The sequence below is a fragment of the Streptomyces sp. NPDC001606 genome, from assembly GCF_053596835.1.
This window is the reverse complement of sequence record NZ_JBSFHC010000002.1, coordinates 262,546-287,349: the sequence shown is the minus strand read 5'-3', so window position 1 is coordinate 287,349 and position 24,804 is coordinate 262,546. Positions and strand designations below refer to the sequence as shown.

Annotated in this window: 25 protein-coding genes; 21 read left to right on the top strand and 4 right to left on the bottom strand. The window is 73.0% G+C overall.

All coding sequences use genetic code 11. From position 1 onward, the window contains the following. Positions 1-7 precede the first annotated feature (7 nt). Positions 8-634, bottom strand: a complete 627-nt coding sequence (locus ACWCV9_RS05690) for a TetR family transcriptional regulator (RefSeq protein ID WP_450784429.1) — start codon at positions 632-634, stop codon at positions 8-10. Positions 635-791: 157 nt separating this feature from the next. Between ACWCV9_RS05690 and ACWCV9_RS05685 the strand changes: the two genes are divergently transcribed. From ACWCV9_RS05685 to ACWCV9_RS05675, 3 genes are all read left to right on the top strand, one after another. Further along, positions 792-959: a hypothetical protein gene (locus ACWCV9_RS05685; RefSeq protein WP_385839823.1), complete on the top strand. Its 168-nt coding sequence runs from the start codon at positions 792-794 to the stop codon at positions 957-959. A gap of 30 nt (positions 960-989) precedes the next feature. Next, positions 990-1,277: a DUF4190 domain-containing protein gene (locus ACWCV9_RS05680; protein WP_450784428.1), complete on the top strand. Its 288-nt coding sequence runs from the start codon at positions 990-992 to the stop codon at positions 1,275-1,277. A 77-nt stretch (positions 1,278-1,354) separates the two neighbouring features. Then, positions 1,355-2,524, top strand: a complete 1,170-nt coding sequence (locus ACWCV9_RS05675; RefSeq protein WP_450784427.1) for a cysteine desulfurase family protein — start codon at positions 1,355-1,357, stop codon at positions 2,522-2,524. Positions 2,525-2,530: 6 nt separating this feature from the next. Here ACWCV9_RS05675 and ACWCV9_RS05670 read toward each other — a convergent pair whose 3' ends face one another. Beyond that, positions 2,531-3,181 carry an N-acetylmuramoyl-L-alanine amidase gene (locus ACWCV9_RS05670; protein WP_450784426.1) on the bottom strand — a complete coding sequence of 217 codons (651 nt, stop codon included), beginning with the start codon at positions 3,179-3,181 and terminating at the stop codon, positions 2,531-2,533. Positions 3,182-3,241: 60 nt separating this feature from the next. Here ACWCV9_RS05670 and mnmA point away from each other — a divergent pair, with 60 nt between their 5' ends. Then, positions 3,242-4,375, top strand: a complete 1,134-nt coding sequence (gene mnmA / locus ACWCV9_RS05665) for a tRNA 2-thiouridine(34) synthase MnmA (protein WP_450784425.1) — start codon at positions 3,242-3,244, stop codon at positions 4,373-4,375. Between the two features lie 61 nt (positions 4,376-4,436). On the opposite strand, the gene ACWCV9_RS05660 is transcribed toward mnmA, so the two are convergent. Beyond that, complete coding sequence (locus ACWCV9_RS05660; protein ID WP_450784424.1) at positions 4,437-5,219, bottom strand: alpha/beta fold hydrolase; 783 nt, start codon at positions 5,217-5,219, stop codon at positions 4,437-4,439. A gap of 37 nt (positions 5,220-5,256) precedes the next feature. Next, positions 5,257-5,580, bottom strand: a complete 324-nt coding sequence (locus ACWCV9_RS05655) for a DUF427 domain-containing protein (protein ID WP_385839817.1) — start codon at positions 5,578-5,580, stop codon at positions 5,257-5,259. Between the two features lie 82 nt (positions 5,581-5,662). Here ACWCV9_RS05655 and ACWCV9_RS05650 point away from each other — a divergent pair, with 82 nt between their 5' ends. From ACWCV9_RS05650 to ACWCV9_RS05570, 17 genes are all read left to right on the top strand, one after another. Then, entirely contained in the window at positions 5,663-6,202 is a 540-nt protein-coding gene (locus tag ACWCV9_RS05650) for an LOG family protein (RefSeq protein ID WP_450784423.1), read from the top strand. Between the two features lie 7 nt (positions 6,203-6,209). Continuing rightward, a complete protein-coding gene (locus ACWCV9_RS05645; RefSeq protein ID WP_385839815.1) occupies positions 6,210-6,908 on the top strand; it encodes an SDR family oxidoreductase in 699 nt (232 codons plus the stop codon). Then, a complete protein-coding gene (locus ACWCV9_RS05640; protein WP_450784422.1) occupies positions 6,905-7,216 on the top strand; it encodes a hypothetical protein in 312 nt (103 codons plus the stop codon). The genes ACWCV9_RS05645 and ACWCV9_RS05640 overlap by 4 nt, the downstream gene beginning before the upstream one ends. A 37-nt stretch (positions 7,217-7,253) precedes the next feature. Next, complete coding sequence (locus ACWCV9_RS05635; protein WP_450784421.1) at positions 7,254-8,258, top strand: methionine synthase; 1,005 nt, start codon at positions 7,254-7,256, stop codon at positions 8,256-8,258. 15 nt (positions 8,259-8,273) lie between these two features. Continuing rightward, positions 8,274-10,469: an NAD-dependent DNA ligase LigA gene (gene ligA / locus ACWCV9_RS05630; RefSeq protein ID WP_450784420.1), complete on the top strand. Its 2,196-nt coding sequence runs from the start codon at positions 8,274-8,276 to the stop codon at positions 10,467-10,469. Between the two features lie 259 nt (positions 10,470-10,728). Further along, a complete protein-coding gene (locus tag ACWCV9_RS05625; protein WP_450784419.1) occupies positions 10,729-12,966 on the top strand; it encodes a putative bifunctional diguanylate cyclase/phosphodiesterase in 2,238 nt (745 codons plus the stop codon). A 125-nt stretch (positions 12,967-13,091) separates the two neighbouring features. After that, positions 13,092-13,583 carry a cupin domain-containing protein gene (locus ACWCV9_RS05620; protein ID WP_450784418.1) on the top strand — a complete coding sequence of 164 codons (492 nt, stop codon included), beginning with the start codon at positions 13,092-13,094 and terminating at the stop codon, positions 13,581-13,583. Positions 13,584-13,691: 108 nt separating this feature from the next. Continuing rightward, positions 13,692-13,988: an Asp-tRNA(Asn)/Glu-tRNA(Gln) amidotransferase subunit GatC gene (gene gatC / locus ACWCV9_RS05615; RefSeq protein ID WP_018531282.1), complete on the top strand. Its 297-nt coding sequence runs from the start codon at positions 13,692-13,694 to the stop codon at positions 13,986-13,988. Positions 13,989-13,994: 6 nt separating this feature from the next. Beyond that, positions 13,995-15,494, top strand: coding sequence for an Asp-tRNA(Asn)/Glu-tRNA(Gln) amidotransferase subunit GatA (gene gatA, locus ACWCV9_RS05610; protein WP_385839810.1), 1,500 nt, complete (start codon positions 13,995-13,997; stop codon positions 15,492-15,494). Then, positions 15,491-15,730, top strand: a complete 240-nt coding sequence (locus ACWCV9_RS05605) for a hypothetical protein (RefSeq protein WP_351240077.1) — start codon at positions 15,491-15,493, stop codon at positions 15,728-15,730. Before gatA ends, ACWCV9_RS05605 begins: the two co-directional genes overlap by 4 nt. A gap of 16 nt (positions 15,731-15,746) precedes the next feature. After that, positions 15,747-17,261: an Asp-tRNA(Asn)/Glu-tRNA(Gln) amidotransferase subunit GatB gene (gene gatB / locus ACWCV9_RS05600; RefSeq protein WP_450784417.1), complete on the top strand. Its 1,515-nt coding sequence runs from the start codon at positions 15,747-15,749 to the stop codon at positions 17,259-17,261. A gap of 89 nt (positions 17,262-17,350) precedes the next feature. Then, positions 17,351-17,677 (top strand): hypothetical protein, encoded by a 327-nt coding sequence (locus ACWCV9_RS05595; RefSeq protein ID WP_385839808.1) that lies wholly within the window; start codon positions 17,351-17,353, stop codon positions 17,675-17,677. Positions 17,678-17,838: 161 nt separating this feature from the next. Beyond that, positions 17,839-20,070: an MMPL family transporter gene (locus ACWCV9_RS05590; protein WP_450784416.1), complete on the top strand. Its 2,232-nt coding sequence runs from the start codon at positions 17,839-17,841 to the stop codon at positions 20,068-20,070. Further along, on the top strand, positions 20,048-20,620 hold the full coding sequence (locus ACWCV9_RS05585) for a GNAT family N-acetyltransferase (RefSeq protein WP_450784415.1): 573 nt from the start codon (positions 20,048-20,050) through the stop codon (positions 20,618-20,620). The genes ACWCV9_RS05590 and ACWCV9_RS05585 overlap by 23 nt, the downstream gene beginning before the upstream one ends. Before the next feature lie 35 nt (positions 20,621-20,655). Continuing rightward, positions 20,656-21,219, top strand: coding sequence for a hypothetical protein (locus ACWCV9_RS05580; protein WP_450784414.1), 564 nt, complete (start codon positions 20,656-20,658; stop codon positions 21,217-21,219). Between the two features lie 214 nt (positions 21,220-21,433). Further along, positions 21,434-21,619 carry a hypothetical protein gene (locus ACWCV9_RS05575; protein WP_450784413.1) on the top strand — a complete coding sequence of 62 codons (186 nt, stop codon included), beginning with the start codon at positions 21,434-21,436 and terminating at the stop codon, positions 21,617-21,619. 113 nt (positions 21,620-21,732) lie between these two features. Then, positions 21,733-24,789, top strand: a complete 3,057-nt coding sequence (locus ACWCV9_RS05570) for a helix-turn-helix transcriptional regulator (RefSeq protein ID WP_450784412.1) — start codon at positions 21,733-21,735, stop codon at positions 24,787-24,789. Positions 24,790-24,804 lie beyond the last annotated feature (15 nt).

Genomic DNA, 24,804 nt, shown 5'->3' with positions numbered 1-24,804 from the left:
GGGCTGCTCAGTCCAGCCAGTGGCTGCGCCCGATGCTGATGAGCCGCAGCTGCCGGGTGGCCAGCTGGGTCACCCGCTCCCGCTCCTCCTCCGGGGCCTCCAGCGCGTCCAGGAACAGGGAGGCGGTGATGAGCATCTGGTCGACGTAGAGATGGGCGAGCATCAGCAGGTCGTCGTCGTCCCACCCGGCGGCCTGCGGGTCCTTGGCCAGCTCGGCCTTCACCTCCTCGGCGAACCGGCCGAGTTGGGCCTGGATGGCCGCGCGCACCGGCTGGACACCGCCGTGCCGCTCCCGGGCGACGAACCGGACGTGCGCCGGGTACGCCGCCACATGGCCCGCGATCAACTCGACCGCCCGGGTGATGCGTTCGTCGCTGTCGCCGGTCGTGGACACCGTCGTCTGCACCATCGGGTGCAGGCTGCCCAGCGCCTCGTCGACCAGTGCCACGCCGAGGTCGGCGGTCGAGCGGAAGTGCCGGTAGAAGGCGGTCGGGGCGACACCGACGGCCCGGGTGACCTCGCGCAGTCCCAGACTGCTCAGGCTCTGTTCCTCCAGCAGCGCGAGCGCCGCGTCCAGGAAGGCCTGCCGGGTCTTCTGCTTCTGGGCCTGACGGATGCCGAGGGTGTGACTCATGTCATCCAGTTAACAACTGTTCTCTGGAATTGAAAAGCCGTGGGACGCGCTAGACTCGAAGTCAGTGAACAACTGTTACTACAACTGTTCACTCAAACTTTACACGAGGCCTCGACAAGGCCTTCACACGAGGCATCACGGAAGGGGATCCGATCCCATGCTGTTCCTCGTCGCCGCACTCATGCTGCTCGGCGTGGTGCTGGGCACCGTCGCCCACGCACCGCTGACCGTCACCGGTGTGCTGGCCGCCGTCATCGCCGTCTGGCTCGGCGTCTTCGCGCTCCGCGAGCGCCACGCCCGCCGTCGCGACCCCTCGGCCCACTGACCGCACCCAGGCTTCAAGGAGCTGAGCACCATGCACCTCACCGCACCGGCCAAGACCCGCACCGCCACCCCCGTCGGCACCACGCCCGCGCGGGACGCCGACGGCATGGCCGTCGCCTCCTTCATCCTCGGCCTGCTCGGCCTGCTGGTCCTCAACATCTTCCTGGGCCCGGTCGCGATCGTCCTGGCCGTCGTCGCCCTGTGGCGCCGCACCACCCGCCGCGGCCGCGCCTACCTGGGCCTGGCCCTGGGCGTCGCCGACCTCGCGGTCCTGGGGATCGCCATGCAGATGTCCCACACGGTGTCCTGGAGCCTGTGACCGGTTCCGGTCCCCGGCGGCCGCCGGCCGCCCTGCGGCCGAGGCCGAGCGCCGGGTCACCGTAGAATCGGCACACCATGGCTTACCTCGACCACGCCGCGACCACCCCCATGCTCCCGGAGGCGGCAGAGGCATTCGCCGCCCGGCTGGGCATCACGGGCAACGCCTCCTCTCTCCACGCAGCCGGCCGCACGGCCCGCCGCACGGTCGAGGAATCCCGCGAGACCCTCGCGGAAGCGCTGGGCGCCCGCCCCAGCGAGGTCGTCTTCACCTCGGGCGGCACCGAGGCCGACAACCTCGCCGTGAAGGGCCTGTACTGGTCCCGGCGCGACGCCGACCCGGCCCGCACCCGGGTCCTCGCCAGCCCCGTCGAGCACCACGCCGTCCTGGACGCCGTGCACTGGCTCGGCGAACACGAGGGCGCCACCGTCGAGTACCTCCCCGTCGACGCCCACGGCCGCGTCCACCCCGACACGCTGCGCGAGGCCATCGCCCGCAACCCCGACGACGTCGCCCTGGCCACCGTGATGTGGGCGAACAACGAGATCGGCACGGTCATGCCGGTCCGGGAACTCGCCGACGTCGCCGCCGAGTTCGGCATCCCGCTGCACGCCGACGCGGTCCAGGCCTTCGGCCAGCTCCCGGTCGACTTCGCCGCCTCCGGGCTGGCCGCGATGACGGTCTCCGGGCACAAGATCGGCGGCCCCTACGGCATCGGCGCGCTCCTCCTCGGCCGCGAGTACACCCCGGTGCCCGTGCTGCACGGCGGCGGTCAGGAACGCCACGTCCGCTCCGGCACCCTCGACGTCCCGGCCATCGCCTCCTTCGCCGTCGCCGGCCGTCTCGCCACCGAGCAGCGCGCGTGGTTCGCCCGGGAGATCGGCGCCCTGCGCGACCAGTTGATCGACGCCGTGCGCGCCGCCGTACCGGACGCGATCCTCGGCGGCGACCCGGCGCCCGAGGGCCGCCTGCCCGCCAACGCGCACTTCACCTTCCCCGGCTGCGAGGGCGACTCCCTGCTGCTCCTGCTGGACGCCCAGGGCATCGAGTGCTCCACCGGCTCCGCCTGCACCGCCGGCGTCGCCCAGCCCAGCCACGTCCTGCTCGCCACCGGCACCGATCCGGACCTGGCCCGCGGCACCCTGCGCTTCTCCCTCGGCCACACCTCCACCAAGGCCGACGTCGACGCAGTCGCCCAGGCGATCGGCCCGGCGGTGGAACGCGCCCGCGCGGCGGGACTGACCTAACGCCGCTCAGGGCGCGGCCCGGCGCACCAGGCGTAGGTAGCGGTCCCAGTCCCAGTGCGCGCCGGGGTCGGTGTGGTCCGTGCCCGGCACCTCGGCGTGGCCGATGACATGGGTGCGGTCCACGGGTATGCCGTACCTCCGGCAGACCGCCGCCGTCAGCCGCGCCGACGCCGCGTACAGGGCGTCGGTGAAGGAGGAGGCGTCCGCCACGAACCCCTCGTGCTCGATGCCGACACTGCGTTCGTTGTACGAGCGGTTCCCCGCGTGGTACGCCACGTCCAGCTCCCGCACCAGCTGGGTGACCAGCCCGTCCTTGCGCACGATGTAGTGCGCCGCGGCCCCGTGCGCCGGGTCCTGGAACACCTTCACCGCCGACGCGTACCCGCCCTGGGTGACATGGACGACGACCCGGTCCACCGGATAGTCGTCCGGGCGGTTCGTCCGCCGGTAGTTCGCCGGGGAGGCCGCCACCCAGCGCGCGCCCCGGAAGTCCACCGCCCCCGGCACCCGCGGCTTCTCCACCCCGGGCAGCCGCCAGTACAGCCGCGTCAGCTCCCCGCGGGCCAGCGCGGCCGTGCCCGCGGCCGCCGCCACGCCCCCGACCAGCAGCGCCCGCCGCCCCAGCCGCCGGTCCCGGTCGTCCTTCGCCTCCCCCATGTGATCTCCAACGGATATCCGCCCGCCCCGGTTCCCGCGCCCCCGTACCCTGGAAGGGCTATGACTGACACCCCGCAGCGCCCCCGCCCCCTCCGCGTCCTCGCCGCCATGTCCGGCGGTGTCGACTCCGCCGTCGCCGCCGCGCGCGCCGCGGAAGCCGGCCACGACGTCACCGGCGTCCATCTCGCGCTCTCCGCGAACCCGCAGTCCTTCCGCACCGGCGCGCGGGGCTGTTGCACCATCGAGGACTCCCGGGACGCCCGCCGCGCGGCCGACGTCATCGGCATCCCCTTCTACGTCTGGGACCTCGCCGACCGCTTCCGCGAGGACGTGGTCGAGGACTTCGTCGCCGAGTACGAGGCCGGCCGCACCCCCAATCCGTGCCTGCGCTGCAACGAGAAGATCAAGTTCGCCGCGCTGCTCGACAAGGCGCTGGCCCTCGGCTTCGACGCGGTCTGCACCGGCCACTACGCCCAGGTGGTCGTGCGCGAGGACGGCACCCGGGAGCTGCACCGCGCCTCCGACATGGCCAAGGACCAGTCGTACGTGCTCGGCGTCCTGGACGACCGGCAGCTCGCCCACGCGATGTTCCCGCTCGGCGACACCGTCACCACCAAGGAGGAGATCCGCGCGGAGGCCGAGCGCCGCGGGCTGGCCGTCGCCAAGAAGCCCGACTCGCACGACATCTGCTTCATCGCCGACGGCGACACCCAGGGCTTCCTCGCCCAGCGGCTCGGCAAGGCCGAGGGCGACATCGTGGACGAGTCCGGCACCCGGCTGGGCACGCACGAGGGCGCGTTCGGCTTCACCATCGGCCAGCGCAAGGGCCTGCGGATCGGCACCCCGGCCCCGGACGGCAAGCCCCGCTACGTCCTCGACATCTCCCCGGTGACCAACACGGTGACGGTCGGCCCGGCCGCCGCCCTCGACGTGACCGCCCTGACCGCGATCAAGCCCCGCTGGTGCGGCGCCGCGCCCACCGGCCCCGGCACCTACACCGCCCAGCTGCGCGCCCACGGCGGCGAGACCGAGGTGACCGCGGAGCCGGTCGACGGCGAACTGCGGGTCACCTTCACCGAACCGGTCCGCGGCGTCGCCCCCGGCCAGGCGATCGTCCTGTACGACGGCACCCGCGTGGTCGGCTCGGCGACGATCGCGACGACCACCCGCGCGACGGCCACCGCGTCCGCCTGAGCCCTCGGCGGACCCCGCCGTCGGCCGCCGGCGGGCGGAAGAACGGCTCCCCCCGGTGCGGTCACGCGCCGAGGAAGTCCGCCAGGACCGGGCCCAGCACATCCGGCTCCACCATGTGCGTCTGGCCCGGAAGTTCGCGGTACGTGCCCTCCTGCACCACCCTGGAGACCTCCCGGGACGCCTCGCGCATCCAGTCCGGGCTCGCGCCGCCCGCGACGCACAGCACGGGCGCGGAGACCGCGGCGAGCCGTTCCCGGGGGAGCAGGCCGTCGCCCATGACCGTGTCGTCGTACGCGAGGCTCGGCGCGACGGCCTCCATCCCGGCCCACATCGGCGACTGCCGGGCGCCCCGGATCACCTCCTCGGCCAGGCCCGTCAGCCGCAGGAACAGCTCCACCGCGTCCCCGCGCCGGCCCTCCGACAGCGCCTTGGCCAGCTGCTCCTTGTAGGCGGCCTCCCGCTGGGCGCCGCCCTCCAGGAAGTCGGCGTAGGGCACCTCGTAGACCGCGGCCCGGGACACGGGCAGCCCGCTGGCCAGCGCCTCCAGAACCAGCGCGCCGCCCGAGGAGACCCCGAACAGCGCCGCCTCACCGCCCGCCGCGTCGAGCAGCGCCGCCAGGTCCTCGACCTCGCGCTCGACCGCGTACGGCGAGGTGTCACCGCTCTCCCCACGGCCCCGGCGGTCGTACACGACGGCCGTGCAGCGGTCGGCGAGCCGCTGCGCCAGGGGCGCCAGGGTGCCGCCGGTGGACATCGCGCCGCTCACCAGGATCACCGTGGGCCCGCTGCCGGTCACGTGGTAGGCGAGGGACGTGCCGTCACGGGAAGTCGTCTTCTTGTCCATGCCCGAGGAGACTGCCGTACCGCGCCGGAGTCACCGGTCACGACACGTCGACGTCGTAGAAGCAGAGGTGGTCCTTGATGCGTGCCACGTCCGGCTTCGGATCGGGGTACGCCCAGACCAGGTCCGGCGCGTCCGGCAGCGACCAGTAGGACGCCGTGCCCTTGAACGGGCAGACGGTGCGGGTCCCCGAGGGGGTCAGCAGGTCGAGCCGTACGTCCTCGGCGGGGATGTAGTACCGCGGGGGACAGCCCGTCTCCCGCAGCACCAGCGCTCGGTCGGTCTCCGCGAGCACCAGGTCCCCGTGCACCACGCGCACGTGCCGCTCGCCCTGCTCGATGGTGATGGTGTGTCCTTCGGCCATGTCCGTAGAAGCACCGGCGGGCCCCGGACTCTTCCCGGGTGCGCCCCCTCCTCCCGGGACCGGAGGCCGTACGGTGGAGGCCATGAACATCTGCGTCTTCCTGTCCGCGGCCGACCTCGACGAGCGGTACACGCGCCCCGCGCGCGAGTTCGCGGAACTGATCGGCAAGGGCGGTCACACCCTGGTCTGGGGCGGCTCCGACGTCGGTCTGATGAAGGTGGTCGCCGACGGGGTGCACGAGGCGGGCGGACGGCTGCTGGGCGTCTCGGTGGAGTTCCTGGCGAACAAGGCGCGCCCCGGCACCGACGAGATGGTCATCGCCGCCGACCTCGCCGAACGGAAGAAGCTGCTGCTGGAGAAGGCCGACGCCGTGGTGATCATGGTGGGCGGCACCGGCACGCTGGACGAGGCCACCGAGATCCTGGAGCTGAAGAAGCACGGCCGCACCGAGAAGCCGGTCGTGCTGCTGAACACCGCGGGCTTCTACGACGGTCTCCAGCAGCAGTTCCGCCGCATGGAGGACGAGGGATTCCTGCCCCGCCCCCTGGCCGAGCTGGTCTTCTTCGCCGAGGAGCCGATCGGTGCGCTGGCCTACCTGGAGGAGCAGCTCGGCACCCGTTGATGGGAGCATGGCGGGCATGGCTACTCATGTGATCACCGGAGCCGGGTCCGGCATCGGCGCGGCCGTCGCCCGCCGGCTGCACGCGCGCGGGGACGAACTCGTCCTGCACGCGCGCGACGCGGGCCGCGCGAAGGAGCTGGCCGCCGAGTTCCCCGGGGCCCGCACCCTGGTCGGCGACCTCGCCGACCCCGACAGGCTGTCCTGGGCCTTCTCCCACCAGAGCCTCCCGGACCGGGTCGACTCCCTGCTGCACATCGCGGGCGTCGTCGACCTGGGCGAGGTGGTCGATCTGACCCCCAAGTCCTGGCACCACCAGCTCAACGTCAACCTGATCGCGCCCGCCGAGCTGACCCGGCACTTCCTGCCCCAGCTCCGGGTCGCCCGCGGCCATGTGGTCTTCGTCAACTCCGGGGCCGGTCTCGCCGCGCACGCCGGCTGGTCCGCGTACGCCGCCTCCAAGCACGGCCTGAAGGCCCTCGCCGACTCGCTGCGCCAGGAGGAGCACGCGAACGGCGTCCGCGTCACCTCCGTCTACCCCGGTCGCACCGCGAGCCCGATGCAGGCCAAGGTCCACCAGCAGGAGGGCAAGGAGTACGACCCGGCGAAGTGGATCGACCCCGAGTCGGTCGCCACGACCATCCTCATGGCCCTGGACCTCCCCAAGGACGCGGAGGTCAACGACCTGACGGTACGCCCGGGCCGATGACCACAGCCCCCGCGTCCGCGGCCCCCGCGATCCGGGCCTGGCCGGCGCAGGTCCGGTCCCGGACGGCGGCGGCCGTGCTGCTGGGCGGCCCGGACCCGGGCACCCCGCTCACCGGGCGGCCGGTCGTCGGCGGGATCTTCGACCCGGCGGCCTCGCTCGACGGCGACGGCGCGTTCCTCGGCGTCGGCAGCCTGCACGGCGGCCGCGACATCACCTGGGAAAGTGGCCGGTTCCGCAATAACCTCACGGTGAGCGACCCGGACGCCCTGCCGGCCTTCCCGGAGCGGCACCGTACGGCCGGAGGCTGACGGAGCCCCTGGCCGGCGCAGGACATACCCTGCCGGGGTGAGTGAGAACAGCGAGTTCAGGTTTCCGGCGGCCACCGGAGTCGGCTCCATGCCCGGTGGCGACGCCCGGGAGGCGGCCAAGACCGTCACCGGAAGCTTCGAGGACTTCCCCCACCTGCCCGAGCTGCCCGCCCGCGGCCCGGGCGCCGACATGATCGGCCGTACCACCGGTCTGCTGGTCGAGCTGTACGCGCGCGTGGAGCCCAGCGGCTGGCGGATCGGCGACCGACCCGGCCGGGACACCCGACGCGCACGCTCCTGGCTGGGCGAGGACCTCGACGCCCTGGAGGAGTTCACGCAAGGGTACGAGGGCGATCTCAAGGTGCAGGCCGTCGGCCCGTGGACCCTCGCCGCCGCGCTGGAGCTGAAGAACGGCGAGGCCGCCCTCTCCGACCCCGGCGCCTGCCGCGACCTCGCCGGCTCCCTCACCGAAGGGCTCCGGCTGCACCTCGCCGAGGTCCGCCGCCGCATCCCCGGCGCCCGGATCGTCCTCCAGCTCGACGAGCCCTCCCTCACCGCCGTCCTGCGCGGCCAGGTCCGTACCGCCAGCGGCTACCGCACCCACCGCGCCGTGGACCGCCAGGTCGTGGAGGCCACCCTGCGCGAGGTGGTCGCGGCCCACGACGGCCCCGTGATCATGCATTCCTGCGCCCCCGACGTCCCCTTCGCCCTGCTGCGCCGGACCGGCGCGGCCGCCGTCTCCTTCGACGTCGCACTTCTCACCGAGCGTGACGACGACGCGATCGGCGAGGCCGTGGAGGGCGGCACCCGGCTGTTCGCCGGTGTCGTCCCGGGCACGGACGGCCCATTGTCAGACCCTGCCGGTAGCGTCATGGGTGTCAGGACGCTGTGGCGCAGGCTGGGGCTGCAACCGGGGCTGCTCGCGGAGGCGGTCACGGTCACCCCGGCGTGCGGTCTGGCGGGCGCTTCCCCCGCCTATGCGCGGCAGGTGCTCGCCCACTGCGTCCAGGCGGCGAGATCGCTCGCGGACAACCCAGAGTAACGGGAGGACAACACGGTGGCCGGCGACAAGCAGCAGGCGGAGACGGCAGTGCCCGCCGAGGCACGGGACAGGCACGCGCAGCTCGCTGAGCAGATCGAGGAGCACCGCTTCCGGTACTACGTGAAGGACGCCCCCGTCATCAGCGACGCGGAGTTCGACCAGCTCCTGAAGTCCCTGGAGGCCCTGGAGGCCGAGTACCCGGAGCTGCGCACCCCGGACTCCCCGACCCAGAAGGTCGCGGGGTCGTACGCGACGGAGTTCACGGCGGTCGAGCACCGCCAGCGCATGCTGTCCCTGGACAACACCTTCAACGACGACGAGCTGGCCGCCTGGGCCGACCGCATCGCGCGGGAACTGGGCGAGCAGGAGTACCACTTCCTGTGCGAGCTGAAGGTCGACGGCCTCGCGGTCAACCTCACCTACGAGCACGGCCGCCTCACCCGCGCGGCCACCCGCGGCGACGGCCGCACCGGCGAGGACATCACGCCCAACGTGCGCACGATCGCCGAGATCCCGGACCGCCTGGACGGGGAGGACGTCCCGGACCTGGTGGAGATCCGCGGCGAGGTCTACTTCCCGATGGAGAAGTTCCTCGAACTGAACGAGCGCCTGGTCGCCGCCGGCGACAAGCCGTTCGCCAACCCCCGTAACGCGGCGGCCGGTTCGCTGCGCCAGAAGGACCCGCGGGTCACCGCCACCCGACCGCTGCACATGGTCGTCCACGGCATCGGCGCCCTGGAGGGCTTCACCGGCATGACCCGCCTCTCCGAGGCGTACCGCCTGCTGAAGACCTGGGGCCTGCCCACCTCCCCGCACAACCGCGTGGTCGACGGCCTCGACGGGGTGCGGGAGTTCATCGCGCAGTACGGCGAGAACCGCCACTCCGTGGAGCACGAGATCGACGGCGCGGTCATCAAGCTGGACGAGATCCGGCTCCAGGGCCGGCTCGGCTCCACCGCGCGGGCGCCACGCTGGGCCATCGCCTACAAGTACGCGCCGGAAGAGGTCAACACCAAGCTCATCGACATCAAGGTGGGCGTCGGCCGCACCGGCCGTGTCACGCCGTACGCCCAGGTCGAGCCGGTCACGGTGGCCGGCAGCGAGGTGGAGTTCGCGACCCTGCACAACCAGGAGGTCGTCAAGGCCAAGGGCGTGCTCATCGGGGACACGGTCGTCATCCGCAAGGCCGGTGACGTCATCCCGGAGATCCTCGGCCCGGTGGTCGACCTCCGGGACGGCACCGAGCGGGAGTTCGTGATGCCGGGCGAGTGCCCCGAGTGCGGCACCCCGCTGCGGCCCATGAAGGAAGGCGACATCGACCTGCGCTGCCCGAACGCGCGCACCTGCCCGGCCCAGTTGCGGGAGCGGGTCTCCTACCTCGCCGGCCGTGAGTGCCTGGACATCGAGCACTTCGGCGCGGTGGCCGCCGCCGCGCTCACCCGTCCGCTGGAGCCGGCCGACCCGCCGCTGGTGGACGAGGGCGACCTGTTCGACCTGACGGTGGAGAAGCTGCTGCCCATCAAGGCCTATGTGCTGGACCCGGACAGCGGTCTGCCCAAGCGGGACCCCAAGACGGGCGAGGAGAAGGTCGTCACGGTCTTCGCCAACCAGAAGGGCGAGCCGAAGAAGAACACCCTCGCCCTGCTGGCGAACATCGAGGCGGCCAAGGAGCGCCCGCTGGCCCGCTTCCTCAACGGCCTGTCCATCCGCCATGTCGGACCGGTGGCCGCGCAGGCCCTCGCGCGCGAGTTCCGCTCGATCGACCGCATCGAGCAGGCCACCGAGGAGGAGCTGGCGGCCACGGACGGCGTGGGGCCCATCATCGCCGCTGCGCTCAAGGAGTGGTTCGCCGAGGAGTGGCACCGCGAGATCGTCCGCAAGTGGAAGGCCGCCGGTGTCCCGCTGGAGGACGCCTCGACCGGCGAGGACGAGGGACCGCGCCCGCTGGAGGGGCTCACCGTCGTGGTCACCGGCACCCTGGAGCACCACACCCGGGACGGCGCCAAGGAGGCGTTGCAGACCCGGGGCGCGAAGGTGACCGGTTCCGTATCGAAGAAGACCTCGTTCGTCGTCGTAGGTGAGAACCCTGGATCGAAGTACGACAAGGCCATGCAGTTGAAGGTTCCTGTTCTGAACGAGGGCGGTTTCGGCGTCCTCTTGGAGCAGGGCCCGGAAGCGGCGGCCGAAGTCGCGCTTCCGACCGGGGAGTAGCGGTTGAAGGCCACCCGATCGGTGCATATCAGTTGCATACGGGTGGCCCGGGCCTATTCGGGCAACCGTCGACGACCGGTGCCCGTGGAAGCCTTCCGCGGCCTACTGTTGGGATGTGCGCCTGCCGTGCCCGGCTGCGGTTGGGGCATCCCCGTGTCCTCTCAGGACGCGGGGAAGGTTTCTTCACCGCGGAGCTGCTGATGGGCGTCGGACATCGGGCCGCGTGGCGTGGGCACCGCCGGTTGTGAGAGGGACGGGAATGGAACCGACCGAGAGCGCCGCCCCGGACTCATGGCTGCGCCTGCGCCGTCGCGCGCTCGCCTGGCGCGGGAACCGCTGGCCGGCCCGGAGCGAGAGCCGTACGGCCGCGCCGCCGCGGCCGGCCGGAGCAGGCGCCGCCACCGACGCCTGCCTGCCCATGCAGCTGGCGGTCGCCCCCGCCCCCGGCCAGGCCGCCGCCGAACCCGAGCGGCACCTGAGCTGGCCCGCCCTGCCCGCGGCCGTGGTCGCCGCCGCCGCACTCGCCCTCGGCGCCGGCTTCTACCAGGCCTTCACCGGCCACCACGCGCTCTTCCCGGCCGGCCGGGTCGGCTGGTCGCTGGCCCTGCTCATCGGCGTCATCGTCGGCCATCTCGTCATGCTGTGCCGGGCCCGCTGGTGGGGCGGCACCGGCTCCGGCGCCGCCCTCACCCTCGCCGTACTGCTGCTGTACGGCTGGGTGCCCGCCGGTCTGGTCAGCCTCACCGTGGTCGTCCTGGTCGGCGTCGCCCGCCGGCACCGCTGGCGCCAGGGCCTGCTGCACGGCTCGGTGGACATCCTCGGCATCGGCGTCGGCGCCCTGCTGCTCGGCGCGTTCGGCCGGGTGCCGACCGTCGAGGCGCCCTGGCAGACCGGCAGCTGGAGCCTCGCCACCGTGCCCGAGGTCACCCTCGCCGCGCTCGCCTACCTCGCCGTCAGCCGCGGCCTGCTCTGGTACCTGTACAGCCCGCGCGGCGGACTGCCCGCCATCTCCCGCCCCGCGCTGATCAGACAGGCACTGGTCGCGGTGGCGCTGCTCGGCATAGCCCCGCTGGTCTGCGTGGTCGCCGAGGCCCAGCCGATCCTGCTCCCGCTGTTCGCCATCCCGCTCATCGCACTCGACTCCACCCTGTGGATGGCCCGCGCCCGCGCCGAGGAACAGCTCCGCGACCCGCTGACCGGACTGCCCAACCGGCAGTGGCTGCTGGACCGGATCTGGACCGCCCTCGACGACGCCGAGCGCATCGGCGCCCGGTCCGCCCTCATGCTGATCGACCTCGACCGGTTCCGTTCGGTGAACGACACCCTCGGACATCTCGCCGGCGACCGGCTGCTGCTCCAGATAGCCGACCGGCTGCGGCTCGCCCTGCCGCGCGGCGCCGAGGCCGCCCGGCTCGGCGGTGACGAGTTCGCCGTCTTACTGCCCGTCGCCGACTCCACCACGTCGGCCACGCGCGTCGCCCGCGGCCTCGTCTCCGCACTCAGCTCGCCGCTCGACCTCGACGGGCTCACCCTCGTGCTGGAGGCCAGCGCCGGCGTCGCCGTCTTCCCGGACCACGCCCTGGACGCGGAGGGCCTGCTGCGGCGCGCGGACGTCGCGATGTACCAGGCGAAGCGGGACCGCACCGGCGTCGAGGTGTACGAGTCCAAGCGGGACTCCAACACCCCGGACCGCCTCGGCCTCCTCGGCGATCTGCGCCGGGCGCTGGACGCCCACGAGGTGCAGCTGCACTACCAGCCCAAGGTCCGCTTCGACGGACAGGTCGCCGGCCTGGAGGCGCTGGTGCGCTGGGTGCACCCCGAGCGGGGGAAGGTGCCGCCGGACGAGTTCATAGCGATAGCCGAGTCCAGCGGGCTGATGCCCCATCTGACGGAGTACGTCCTGGAGACCGCGCTCGGGCAGGTCGCCAAGTGGCGCGCACAGGGACTTCGGGTCCCGGTCGCCGTCAACGTCTCCCCGCGCGACGTCCACACGCCCGGCTTCGCCGGCTCGGTCGCCGCGCGGCTGGCCCGCCACGGGGTCCCGGCGGGCGCGCTCCAGCTGGAGATAACCGAGCATGTGCTGCTGGAGGACCCGCAGCGGGCCGCCGACACCCTCGCCGGGCTCACCGGGCACGGCGTGAAGATGTCCCTGGACGACTTCGGCACCGGGTACTCGTCGCTGGTGCATCTGCGGCGGCTGCCGGTGAGCGAGCTGAAGATCGACCGCTCCTTCGTGGCCCGGCTGGCCGTCGACACCGAGGACGCGGAGATCGTGCGCTGCACCGTCGACCTGGCGCACTCGCTGGGGCTGCTGGTCGTCGCCGAGGGGGTGGAGGACGACGAGACCTGGGAGCGGCTGCGGGACCTGGGGTGCGACGCGGTGCAGGGGTGGCTCGTCGCGGCGGCGATGCCTCCGGAGGAGACGACGGCGTGGCTGCGGGCCCGCGGCTCCCGGGGCTGGCAGCGGCCGCGCGCGGCCTTGCCGGCCGCCGAATGACCTTCCCGCCCGCCCGTCCCGCCCCGCCGGGACGAACGCCGGGATGAACGCGTCGGACATGATCGTTTGCGATGATCGGTGCCGTACCGCGCCGCGTTGACCGATCGCGTGCCCCGGGAGGGACCATGTCGCTGTTCGTGCCCAAGTTCGACGAGACCGTGCTGGTGCGGGAGGCGGAGGCCGAGGTGGCCGGGGACGATCCGGTCGCCGTCAGGCTGCTCGCCGACAGCAGCGCCACCGGCGGCGCGCTGTCCACCGTACGGGTCACCCTCGGCGAGGGCGCGGACGGCGCCCGGCCGCATGTGCACCACAACTCGGCCGAGATGTTCTACCTGCTCGACGGCGAGGCGGAGCTGCTCTCCGGCGACGACATCGTCACCGCCCAGCGCGGCGACCTGGTCATCGTCCCGCCGGACCGCCCGCACGCCTTCGCCGCCGCCCCCGGCAGCACGGCCGACCTCCTGATCGTCATCGCCCCCGGCGTCGAGCGCTTCGAGTACTTCCGCCACCTCCAGCGCGTCCGCCTCGGCGAGGCCACCCGGGAGAGCCTGCTGGAGATCCAGGAGCTGTACGACAACCACTTCCTGACCAGCCCCGCCTGGGACGGCCGCAGGTGACCGGGGAAACCGTTTCCCAGGTGACCGGGCAAACCGTTTCACGGTCACCCGGCGCCGCCCCATAGGATTGGCCCCAAACCACACACACTCACCCCAGAGGATCGCTGCATGCCTGGCATCACGCGCGAGGAGGTCGCCCACCTCGCCCGGCTGGCGCGTCTGGAGCTGAAGCCCGAAGAACTCGACCACTTCGCGGGACAGCTGGACGACATCATCGGCGCGGTGGCCCGCGTCAGCGAGGTCGCCGACCAAGACGTACCGCCGACCTCGCACCCGCTCCCGCTGACGAACGTCATGCGCGCGGACGAGGTCCGTCCCTCGCTCACCCCCGAGCAGGCGCTCTCCGGCGCCCCGGCCCAGGAGCAGCAGCGTTTCAAGGTGCCGCAGATCCTGGGGGAGGACTAAACCGTCATGACGGACAGCAACATCATCAAGCTCACGGCCGCCGAGATCGCCGAGAAGATCGCCTCCGGCGAGCTGACGGCCGTCCAGGTCACCGAGGCGCACCTCGCCCGGATCGAGGCCGTCGACGAGAAGGTGCACGCCTTCCTGCACGTCGACCGCGAGGGCGCGCTCGCCCAGGCCCGTGCCGTGGACGAGAAGCGGGAGCGGGGCGAGAAGCTCGGCCCGCTCGCCGGCGTGCCGCTCGCGCTCAAGGACATCTTCACCACCGAGGGCGTGCCCACGACCGTCGGCTCGAAGATCCTCGAGGGCTGGATCCCGCCGTACGACGCGACCCTCACCAAGAAGCTGAAGGCCGCCGACGTCGTCATCCTCGGCAAGACCAACATGGACGAGTTCGCCATGGGGTCGTCCACCGAGAACAGCGCCTACGGCCCGACCGGCAACCCGTGGGACCTCACCCGGATCCCCGGCGGTTCCGGCGGTGGCTCCTCCGCCGCCCTCGCCGCCTTCGAGGCCCCGCTCGCCATCGGCACCGACACCGGCGGCTCCATCCGCCAGCCGGCCGCCGTCACCGGCACGGTCGGCGTGAAGCCGACGTACGGCGCGGTCTCGCGGTACGGCATGGTCGCCTTCTCCTCCTCCCTCGACCAGGGCGGCCCCTGCGCCCGTACGGTCCTGGATGCGGCCCTGCTGCACGAGGTGATCGCCGGCCACGACCCGCTGGACTCCACCTCCATCGACGCGCCGGTCCCGGCGGTCGTCGAGGCGGCCCGCAACGGCTCCGTCGCCGGGATGCGCGTCGGTGTCGTCAAGCAGTTCCGCGGCGAGGGCTACCAGGCCGGTGTCATCCAGCGCTTCGACGAGTCCGTCGAGCTGCTGCGCGAGCTGGGCGCCGAGATCGTCGAGCTGGACTGCCCGTCCTTCGACCTCGCGCTGTCGGCGTACTACCTGATCGCGCCGAGCGAGTGCTCCAGCAACCTGGCCCGCTTCGACGGCCTGCGCTACGGCCTGCGCACCGGCGACGACGGCAGCCACTCGGCGGAGGAGGTCACCTCCCTCACCCGTGAGGCGGGCTTCGGCCCCGAGGTCAAGCGGCGCATCATGCTCGGCACCTACGCCCTGTCGAGCGGCTACTACGACGCCTACTACGGCTCCGCCCAGAAGGTCCGCACGCTCATCACGCGCGACTTCGAGAAGGCCTTCGAGCAGGTCGACGTGATCGTCTCGCCGACGACGCCGACCACCGCCTTCCCGATCGGCGAGCGCGCCGACGACCCGATGGCGATGTACCTCGCGGACCTGTGCACCATCCCGACCAACCTGGCGGGCAACGCGGCCATGTCCCTGCCCTGCGGCCTCGCCCCGGAGGACAACCTCCCGGTGGGCCTCCAGATCATCGCCCCGGCGATGCAGGACGACCGGCTGTACAAGGTCGGCGCCGCCGTCGAGGCCGCCTTCGTGGAAAAGTGGGGTCACCCGCTGCTGGAGGAGGCTCCGTCGCTGTGAGCAAGCTGTCCAAGGCCAAGGACTTCAAGAAGTCCAAGTCCGGTACGTACCTGTCGATGGCCACCACCGCGTTCGGCGCGTTCGGTGTCGCCAAGCAGATCAAGAAGGCCCGCGCCGAGCACGACACGCTGCGGCTGATCGACGCCACGGTCTCCGCCGTGGCGATCGTGACCGGCCTCGCGATCCTCTACCGCGAGCTGAAGCGGCTGGGCGACGACGACGTCCTGCTGGGCTGAGAGGGAAGTTTTCACCGTGACCACCACGACCGACCTGGTGTCGTACGAGGACGCACTGGCGTCGTACGACCCCGTCATGGGCCTTGAGGTCCATGTCGAACTCGGCACCAAGACCAAGATGTTCTGCGGCTGCTCGACCTCGCTCGGCGCCGACCCGAACACCCAGACCTGCCCGGTCTGCCTCGGCCTGCCCGGCGCACTCCCGGTCGTCAACGCGACCGGCGTCGAGTCCGCGATCAAGATCGGTCTCGCGCTGAACTGCGAGATCGCCGAGTGGTGCCGCTTCGCCCGGAAGAACTACTTCTATCCGGACATGCCGAAGAACTTCCAGACCTCCCAGTACGACGAGCCGATCGCCTTCAACGGCTACCTCGACGTGCAGCTGGAGGACGGCGAGACCTTCCGCGTGGAGATCGAGCGCGCCCACATGGAGGAGGACACCGGCAAGTCCACCCACGTGGGCGGCGCGACCGGCCGTATCCACGGCGCGCAGCACTCGCTGCTCGACTACAACCGCGCGGGCATCCCGCTCATCGAGATCGTCACCAAGCCGATCGTGGGCGCCGGTGAGCGCGCCCCCGAGGTGGCGAAGGCGTACGTCCGTGAGCTGCGCGAGGTGATCCGTGCCCTCGGCGTGTCCGAGGCCCGCATGGAGATGGGCCAGATGCGCTGCGACGTGAACCTCTCGCTGATGCCCAAGGGCGCCGAGAAGTTCGGCACGCGCTCCGAGACGAAGAACGTCAACTCGCTGCGCTCGGTGGAGCGTGCGGCCCGCTACGAGATCATGCGCCACGCGGCCGTGCTCTCCGGCGGCGGCACGATCGTCCAGGAGACCCGCCACTTCCACGAGGACACCGGGTCCACGACCTCGGGCCGCGTGAAGGAGGAGGCCGAGGACTACCGGTACTTCCCGGAGCCCGACCTGGTCCCGGTCGCGCCCTCGCGCGAGTGGGTCGAGGAGATCCGCGCGGCGCTGCCCGAGATGCCGCTGGCCCGCCGTACCCGGCTGCTCGCCGAGTGGGGCATCTCGGCCACCGACATGCAGGCGATCCTCAACGCCGGTGCGCTGGACCCGATCGTCGCCACGATCGACGCCGGTGCCGACGCGGCCGCCGCCCGCAAGTGGTGGATGGGCGAGCTGGCACGCAGCGCCAACGAGTCCGGCAAGGCGCTGGACGAGCTGGCGATCACCCCGGCGCAGGTGGCCCGGGTCACCGAGCTGGTGGCGAAGGGCGACCTGAACGACAAGCTGGCCCGTCAGGTCATCGAGGGCGTCCTCGCGGGCGAGGGCACCCCGGACGAGGTCGTCGAGAAGCGCGGCCTGAAGGTCGTCTCCGACGAGGGCGCGCTGACCGCCGCCGTCGCGGAGGCCATCGCCGGCAACCCGGGCATCGCGGACAAGATCCGCGGTGGCAAGGTGGCCGCGGCCGGCGCGCTGGTCGGCGCGGTCATGAAGGCCACCCGTGGCCAGGCCGACGCGGCCCGCGTCAAGGAGCTGATCCTGGAGCAGCTGGGCGTCGGCGAGGTCTGAGCCGCCGTCAGCCGCGGGGGGAGGTGCCGGGTCCGGCACCTCCCCCCGCGTCGTATCGCCCCCGGCCACAGGCAGTACGCTCACCGGCCATGACTGGACGCACCGATTCCGACAGCCGGCCCGCGATACCCGAGGCGGTGACGGAGGCGGAAGACGCCGAGGAGTACGTCAGCGACGCCCGCCGGGCCCGCTGGATCGCCGCCGGGACGGGAGCGCTGCTGACGCTCGCCGGACTGGGCGCGTCGCTGCTGCGGCTCACCGGCTCCGCCCCGGCGCTGGTACCAGCCGCCTATGCGCTCGGTGCCGCCGTCTGCGCCCTGGCCGGGGTCCTCGGGGCGCGGGGCCGCACCCGCAGGGCGCTGTGGCTGCTGATCGCGGGCACGATGATCATGGCGTTCGGGGACCGCTCCGACTGAACTTCCCCTCAAAGGTGTGAAGAAGCCCACGATCGCCGCAAAGGATCATCTTCTCCTGTAAGAGTGTCATCCGAATACTCATGCGTTCTTTGCGGGCTGTTCAGTTTATGGACGATGGTTCCCGGCCAAAGATCAACAAATCGTCCTCTGGGAGCACGTCCGTGGCAGCCCTCGCGCGCTGGTGCGTCCGGCATCGTCTGATCGCCGTCCTGCTGTGGCTGTGTGCCTTCGGCGGGGTCAGCGCGGCGGCGGCCGTGGCGGGGTCGTCGTACTCGAACGACTACCAGGTCCCCGGCACCGAGTCGGGCCACGCGGCCGAGCTGATCGCGCAAGGCTTCCCGGGCCTGGGCGGGGACAGCGACACCGTCGTCTGGCACACCACCGACGGCACCGTGCGCGCCCCCGCCGTCCGACGGACCATGACCCGCACCCTGCACCGGATCGCCGAGCTGCCCGGGGTGGCCTCGGTGTCCGGCCCGTACGGCCGGCCGCACACCCACCGGATCAGCGCGGACGGCCGTACGGCCTACGCCACCGTGACCTTCACCCGGCGGGCCGAGGACATCGGCAAGGCCGAGGCGCAGTCGGTGGTGCGCACCGCCCGGTCGGCGGAGCGTGCCGGGCTCCAGGTGGAGCTGGGCGGCAGCGCCATCGGGCTCACCGAGTCCGCCCGCGGGCACACCGCCGAGGCGGTCGGCGTGCTGGTCGCCGCCGTCGTGCTGTTCCTCGCCTTCGGCTCGCTCGCCGCCTCCCTGCTGCCCATCGCCACCGCCCTGGTCGGCGTCGGCACCGCCTATGCCGGGATCGGCCTGCTCGGGCACGCGATGACGGTCGCCGACTTCGCGCCCATGCTCGGCATGCTGATCGGTCTCGGGGTGGGCATCGACTACGCGCTGTTCATCGTGACCCGGCACCGGCGTGGTCTGAAACGCGGCCTGAGCGCCACCGAGGCCGCCACGAACGCCGTGGCCACCACCGGGCGAGCGGTCGTCTTCGCGGGCGCGACGGTGTGCATCGCGCTGCTCGGGATGCTGATACTGCGGCTGGGTTTCCTCAACGGGGTGGCCGTCGCCGCCAGTCTGACCGTGGTGCTCACCGTCGCCGCCTCCGTGACGCTGCTGCCCGCTCTGCTGTCGTATCTCGGCCCGCGCGCGCTGAGCCGCCGCGAGCGGCGGCGACTCGCCGAGCAGGGGCCGAGCCCGGAGCTGCCCACCGGGTTCGCCGCCCGCTGGTCCGCGCTGGTCGAGCGGCATCCCAAGCTGCTCGGCGCGCTCGCCGTGGTCGTCATCGCCGTTCTCGCCCTGCCCACGTTCTCGCTCCGGCTCGGCACCTCCGACCAGGGCAACGACCCCCGCACCTCCACCACCCGCAAGGCCTACGACCTGCTCGCCGAGGGCTTCGGGCCCGGGGTGAACGGGCCGCTGACCCTGGTGACCCGGGTGGACGGGGCGGCCGACCGGCTCGCCCTGGACAGCCTCGACACCACCCTGCGCGCCACCCCCGGCGTCGCCTCCGTCACCCCGGTCTCCTACGCCGCCGGCGGCGGCACCGCGTATCTGACCGTCGTCCCCGACTCCGCGCCCCAGTCGCAGCGCACCAGCGACCTGGTGGACCGGCTGCGCACCAAGGTGCTGCCGCGCGCGGAGACCGGCACCGCGCTCGACGTACAGGTGGGCGGGGTGACCGCCGCCTACGACGACTTCGCGGATGTGATCGTCGGCAAGCTGCCGCTGTTCGTCGGCGCGGTGATCGGGCTCGGCTGCCTTCTGCTGCTGGCGGCCTTCCGCTCGCTCGGCATCCCGCTGAAGGCCGCCGTGATGAACGTCGCCGCCGTCGCCGCCGCGTTCGGCGTCGTCGTGGCCGTCTTCCAGTGGGGCTGGGGCAGCGAACTGCTCGGCCTCGGCCGGGCCGGACCGATCGAGCCCTTCCTGCCCGTGATCATGGTCTCGGTGCTCTTCGGACTCTCCATGGACTACCAGGTGTTCCTGGTCAGCCGGATGTACGAGGAGTGGCTGGAGACCGGCGACAACCGGCGCGCGGTGCGCGTGGGCCTGGCCGAGACCAGCCGGGTGATCAACTCCGCGGCGGTCATCATGATCTCGGTCTTCCTCGCCTTCGTGCTCAGCGGCGACCGGGTGATCGCGATGTTCGGCATCGCGCTGGCCTCCGCCGTCGCCCTCGACGCCTTTGTGCTGCGCACCCTGCTGGTGCCCGCCCTGATGCATCTGCTCGGCGCCGCCAACTGGTGGCTGCCCGCCTGGCTGGAGCGCAGGCTGCCCCGCATCAGCATCGAGCCGCCCGAGTGCCGTGCCGCGCATGAGAGGCTCAGCCCGGTCCCGGTCGACGAACTGCGCGAGGAGCAGCGCCACGATGTACGCGATATCCCTGGGTGACGGCGCCGAGCTGCGGCCGCTCGAGGTCTGGCACGCCGAGGAGTTCCTCGCCCACCTCGACCGCGGCCGGGAGTTCATCGGCCGGTTCATCCCGTTCGGCTCGCAGGTCACCGACGTGGCCTCCGCGCGGGACACGCTCCGCCGGTACGCCGATCTGCGCGCCGCCGACAGCGCGTCGTACCACGGCATCTGGCTGGACGGGACGCTCGTCGGCGGGGTGCTGACGCTGAACTTCGACGCGGCGGCGGGCAACTGCGAGGTCGGCTGCTGGCTGGAACCCGCCGCCACCGGGCGCGGACTGATCACCCGTGCAATGCGGATCCTGGTCGACTGGGCCGTCGAGGAGCGGGGCATCCACCGGGTGGAGTGGCACGCGGCCTCCGGCAACCTGCCGAGCATCGCCGTCGCCCGCCGGCTGGGCATGAGCCGGGACGCGGTGCTTCGCGAGAGCCACCCGCACCACGGCGTCCGGCACGACATCGAGATCTGGTCGGTGCTCGCCCCCGAGTGGCGTGCCGCACGCGCGCGTACCGGGCAGATGGATCATTAAGACACCTCTCAGACAGCCTCCGTACGGTGCCGGGCATGGCAACGAAGACAGAGGCAGGCGCGGTGGCGCGCAAGGACGACGAGACGACGGCGGAAGCCGTCGGGACGGACGCTGCGAAGGAGCGGGCGGCCGAGGAGGAGACGGCTGCGGAGGCGACGGCCGGGGAAGAGGCGGCCGAGGCTGCTGTGCCGGAGGCCGAGGCGCCCTCCGGGGTGGGGCAGGGCGCGGGTGCCGTCGTCTCGGCCGCGCTCGGCCTGGTCTCGCTCAGCGGCGGCTGGATCGGCACCGTCGCCGCCGCCCGCGAGCAGCTCATCGGCCAGTTGCGGACCTCCACCCGGGCGAGCGTCGCGACGCAGCTCAAGGCGGTCTACGGCGACGCCTGGCACACCACCGCCCTGTGGGCCGGCCTGTTCGCGCTGGCCGCGCTGATCACCGGTGTGGTCGTGCTCGCCCGGCCCGCGTTCGGCGCCCCCGGCCGCTCCCAGGCGCCCTGGATCAGGTCGGTCGCCTGGGCGGGCGTCTCGCTCGGCACCGTCGGTCTGCTGCTGGCGGTCCTGAAGTACTCCGACGCGCTGCTCGCCCTGCCCTCGGCCGGCTGAGCCGCCCCCGGCCGCACATGCCTTAGAGGCCTGAGGGGTCTTAGGGGAGCCGTATGCGTCTTACGGCCTCTCCTAAGACCCCTTACGCGTGCGTGCGGCACGTGGGCCGCCCGAAGATGCGGAACCTTCCCGATGTGGCGCACCCCCCTGGGAGACGAGAGTGGAGGCATCGCAGAACGCGAGGCACCACCCCGAAGTCCCGGAAGGACACACCATGTTCGACCAGCAGAAGATCCGCACCGCCCAGCTGCTCCAGGAGGCCGCACAGGACCGTCTGGCCCGCGAGGCCACCCGGGCCCGTCGCGCCGCCCGCCGCGAGCGCAGCCTCGGCGACGGCGCCGCGGCCGCCGAGTCCCATACCGGCCGCCTCCGCGGACGCCGCGCCCCGCGCCCCGCATGAGCGCCACGCCTCCGCCGCCCACGGGCACGGCACCCACCCCTACCGCTGCTATTGGTACGACAATCGCACCTGACCTGTGGAAAACAGCCGCCTCACCCTCCGCACCTCGTGCGATGCTCGGGCTCGTGGAGAACAGGTCCGTCAGTCCCGTGTTCGTCGGCCGCACCGAAGAGCTGGCCGTGCTCGACGCCGCGCTCGCCGGTGCCGCCGCCGGCGAGCCGCAGGCGCTGCTGCTCGGCGGTGAGGCCGGAGTCGGCAAGACCCGTCTGGTCGAGGAGTTCACCGCGGCGGCCGCCCGGCGGCACGCCGTGGTGGCCGTCGGCGGCTGTGTGGAGATCGGCGCCGACGGGCTGCCGTTCGCGCCCTTCTCCACCGCGCTGCGCGCCCTGCGCGCGGCCCTGCCCGCGGAGTTCGCCGCCGCGGCCGCCGGCCAGGAGGAGGAACTGGCCCGGCTGCTGCCCGAGTTGGGCGAGGCCACCGCCGGCCGTCATGACGAGCAGGGCGTGGCCCGGCTGTTCGAACTCGCCGCCCGGCTGCTGGAGCGGACCGCCGCCGAGCACCCGGTGGTGCTGGTCCTGGAGGACCTGCACTGGGCCGACGCCTCCACCCGCCACCTCCTCGCCTACCTCTTCCGCACCCTGCGCACCGGCCGGCTCCTCGTCCTCGCCAGCTACCGCTCCGACGACATCCACCGCCGCCATCCGCTGCGCCCCCTGCTCGCCGAACTGGACCGGCTGCGCACCGTCCGCCGCATCGAACTCGCCCGGCTCACCCGCGAGGAGGTCGCCTGCCAGATCGCCGGCATCCTCGCCGCCGAACCGGACCCGGCCCACGTGGACGACATCTTCGAACGGTCCGACGGCAACGCCTTCTTCGTCGAGGAGCTCGCCGTCGCGAGCCGCACGGGCTGCCGTACCGGCCTGACCGACTCCCTGCGCGATCTGCTCCTGGTCCGGGTCGAGGCGCTGCCCGAGTCCGCCCAGCGGATCGCCCGGATCGTCGCCGAGGGCGGCTCCACCGTGGAGCACCGGCTGATCGCCGCCGTCGCCCAGCTCCCCGAGGACGACCTCATCGAGGCGCTGCGCGCCGCCGTCGGCGCCAACATCCTCACCGCCGCCCCGGCCGGCGACGGCTACCGCTTCCGGCACTCCCTGGTCCGCGAGGCCGTCGCCGACGACCTGCTGCCCGGCGAGCGCTCCCGGCTCAACCGCCGCTACGCCGAGGCCCTGGCCGCCGACCCGACGCTGGTCCCGGCCGACGCGCGCGAACTGCGCCTGGCCAGCTACTGGTACCACGCCCACGACCCCGCCAAGGCGCTGCCCGCCGTCCTGGACGCCTCCGTCGTGGCCAGCCGCCGGCACGCCTACACCGAGCAACTCGGGCTCCTGGAGCGGGCGATGGAGCTGTGGGACGACGCCCCCGAGGAGGTGCGCGCCGCGCTGCGCCCGGTCGGCTGCGCCGACGCCTACCCCTCCTGCGGCTGCGACCCCGCCACCACCCCGCTGCGCTACCTCGACCTGATGGCCGAGGCGGTCGTCGCGGGCCGCTCCGGCGGTGAACGCGAACGAGCACTGAAGATCACCAAGCGCGCCCTGCGGCTGCTGGAGGACGAACCCGACCCGCTGCGCGCCGCCTGGTTCTGGGCCCAGCGCTCCCGGCTCGTGCAGGACCTGGCGCGCGGCGACGGCTGGGCGGAACTCGCCACCGCCCAGGACCTCGTGCGCGGCCTGCCGCCGTCGGAGGTGCACGCCGAGGTGCTGGCCCTCGCCTCCAGCTGGTCGATGCTGCACCGGCCCGGCCCCGAGGCCTTCGCCGCCGCCGAGCGGGCCGTCACCTACGCGCGCATGGTCGGCGCCCGCGAGATCGAGCTGACCGCCCGGCTCACCCTGAGCGGTCTGGCGGTGGAGTCCGGGGACCAGGAGAGCGGGCTGGCCGAGCTGCGGCAGGTCCTGCGGGAAGCCTGTGCCGAGCAGATGCACGACGTGGCGGCCCGCGCCTATGTGAACCTGCCGTCCGTGCTGCAAGGCCTCGGCCGCTCCCGCGAAGCGGTGCCGCTGCTGCGCGAGGGCGTCGAGTTCACCCGCAGAATAGGGCTGGTCGGCGCCGAGGCCTTCGTCTGGGGCAACCTCGCCGACGCGCTGTACTCGCTCGGCCAGTGGACGGAGGCCGCCGAGGCCGCCGAGGCCGCCGGGCGCGTCGCCCGGGCCGGTCACAGCGCCAAGCCCCGCGGGGCCGGTGCCCTGCGCCTGGCCCACCTCGCCCTGGCCCGCGGCGACCTCGCCGAGGCCGGCCGGCAGCTCGCCGCCGCCCGCGCCCACTACGGCACCCATGACCCGATGCCGCAGATCTCCCTGCCCATGGCCCGGATCGCCCTCGGGATCGCCGCCGCGGAGGGCCGCGTCGCCGACGCCCGCGCCGAGCTGCTCGCGGCCCTGGACGCCGGATTCCCGCCCGGCACCCAGCGCTACGGCTGGCCCCTGCTGCTGGCCGCCGCCACCGCCGAGGCCGACACCCGCACCCTGCCCGCCGCCCAGCCGGGCCGGGACGAGATCCTGGAGCGGCTCGCCGAGGCGGTCCGGCACCTCGCCACCGGAGTGCCCGTGTGGACGGCGTACAGCGAGTGGGCCGGCGCCGAACTGCTCCGCGCGGCCGGCCGGGACACCGCGCGCACCTGGGCACCGGTGGTCACCGCCTTCGAGTGCCTGGACCGCCCCTACGACCTGGCCAGGGTCCGTTACCGCCTCGCCGCGGCACTGCTCGCCGACGGCGCCGGCGAGGACGAGCGGGACCGCGCGGAGGAGCTGCTCCGGCTGACCGCCGCGGTCGCCGCCCACCTCGACGCCCGCCCCCTCGCCGACCAGGCCGCCCGGCTCGCCCAGCGCGCCCGCCTCACCCCCGCCCGCACCCCGCGCCAGGCCCTCACCGCCGCCGACCCGGCCGCCGCGCTCGGCCTGACCAGCCGCGAGCAGGACGTGCTGCGCCTGGTCTCGGCGGGCCGCACCAACCGCCAGATAGCCGAGGCCCTGTTCATCTCCCCGAAGACCGCGAGCGTCCACGTCTCCAACATCCTCACCAAGCTCGGTGTCTCGACCCGGGGCGAGGCGGCCGCCCTGACCCACCGGCTCGGCCTCTTCCCGGCCGAGACCGGGGACCGGGTGGCGGCGGGGTGACTGGTCCCTCCTCGA

What these genes read in the sequence shown, in the direction of transcription:
- ACWCV9_RS05690 (WP_450784429.1), bottom strand. Translation starts at nt 634, where the DNA reads ATGAGTCACACCCTCGGCATCCGTCAGGCCCAGAAGCAGAAGACCCGG.
- ACWCV9_RS05685 (WP_385839823.1), top strand. Translation starts at nt 792, where the DNA reads ATGCTGTTCCTCGTCGCCGCACTCATGCTGCTCGGCGTGGTGCTGGGC.
- ACWCV9_RS05680 (WP_450784428.1), top strand. Translation starts at nt 990, where the DNA reads ATGCACCTCACCGCACCGGCCAAGACCCGCACCGCCACCCCCGTCGGC.
- ACWCV9_RS05675 (WP_450784427.1), top strand. Translation starts at nt 1,355, where the DNA reads ATGGCTTACCTCGACCACGCCGCGACCACCCCCATGCTCCCGGAGGCG.
- ACWCV9_RS05670 (WP_450784426.1), bottom strand. Translation starts at nt 3,181, where the DNA reads ATGGGGGAGGCGAAGGACGACCGGGACCGGCGGCTGGGGCGGCGGGCG.
- mnmA (WP_450784425.1), top strand. Translation starts at nt 3,242, where the DNA reads ATGACTGACACCCCGCAGCGCCCCCGCCCCCTCCGCGTCCTCGCCGCC.
- ACWCV9_RS05660 (WP_450784424.1), bottom strand. Translation starts at nt 5,219, where the DNA reads ATGGACAAGAAGACGACTTCCCGTGACGGCACGTCCCTCGCCTACCAC.
- ACWCV9_RS05655 (WP_385839817.1), bottom strand. Translation starts at nt 5,580, where the DNA reads ATGGCCGAAGGACACACCATCACCATCGAGCAGGGCGAGCGGCACGTG.
- ACWCV9_RS05650 (WP_450784423.1), top strand. Translation starts at nt 5,663, where the DNA reads ATGAACATCTGCGTCTTCCTGTCCGCGGCCGACCTCGACGAGCGGTAC.
- ACWCV9_RS05645 (WP_385839815.1), top strand. Translation starts at nt 6,210, where the DNA reads ATGGCGGGCATGGCTACTCATGTGATCACCGGAGCCGGGTCCGGCATC.
- ACWCV9_RS05640 (WP_450784422.1), top strand. Translation starts at nt 6,905, where the DNA reads ATGACCACAGCCCCCGCGTCCGCGGCCCCCGCGATCCGGGCCTGGCCG.
- ACWCV9_RS05625 (WP_450784419.1), top strand. Translation starts at nt 10,729, where the DNA reads ATGGAACCGACCGAGAGCGCCGCCCCGGACTCATGGCTGCGCCTGCGC.
- ACWCV9_RS05620 (WP_450784418.1), top strand. Translation starts at nt 13,092, where the DNA reads ATGTCGCTGTTCGTGCCCAAGTTCGACGAGACCGTGCTGGTGCGGGAG.
- gatC (WP_018531282.1), top strand. Translation starts at nt 13,692, where the DNA reads ATGCCTGGCATCACGCGCGAGGAGGTCGCCCACCTCGCCCGGCTGGCG.
- gatA (WP_385839810.1), top strand. Translation starts at nt 13,995, where the DNA reads ATGACGGACAGCAACATCATCAAGCTCACGGCCGCCGAGATCGCCGAG.
- ACWCV9_RS05595 (WP_385839808.1), top strand. Translation starts at nt 17,351, where the DNA reads ATGACTGGACGCACCGATTCCGACAGCCGGCCCGCGATACCCGAGGCG.
- ACWCV9_RS05585 (WP_450784415.1), top strand. Translation starts at nt 20,048, where the DNA reads ATGTACGCGATATCCCTGGGTGACGGCGCCGAGCTGCGGCCGCTCGAG.
- ACWCV9_RS05580 (WP_450784414.1), top strand. Translation starts at nt 20,656, where the DNA reads ATGGCAACGAAGACAGAGGCAGGCGCGGTGGCGCGCAAGGACGACGAG.
- ACWCV9_RS05575 (WP_450784413.1), top strand. Translation starts at nt 21,434, where the DNA reads ATGTTCGACCAGCAGAAGATCCGCACCGCCCAGCTGCTCCAGGAGGCC.
- ACWCV9_RS05570 (WP_450784412.1), top strand. Translation starts at nt 21,733, where the DNA reads ATGCTCGGGCTCGTGGAGAACAGGTCCGTCAGTCCCGTGTTCGTCGGC.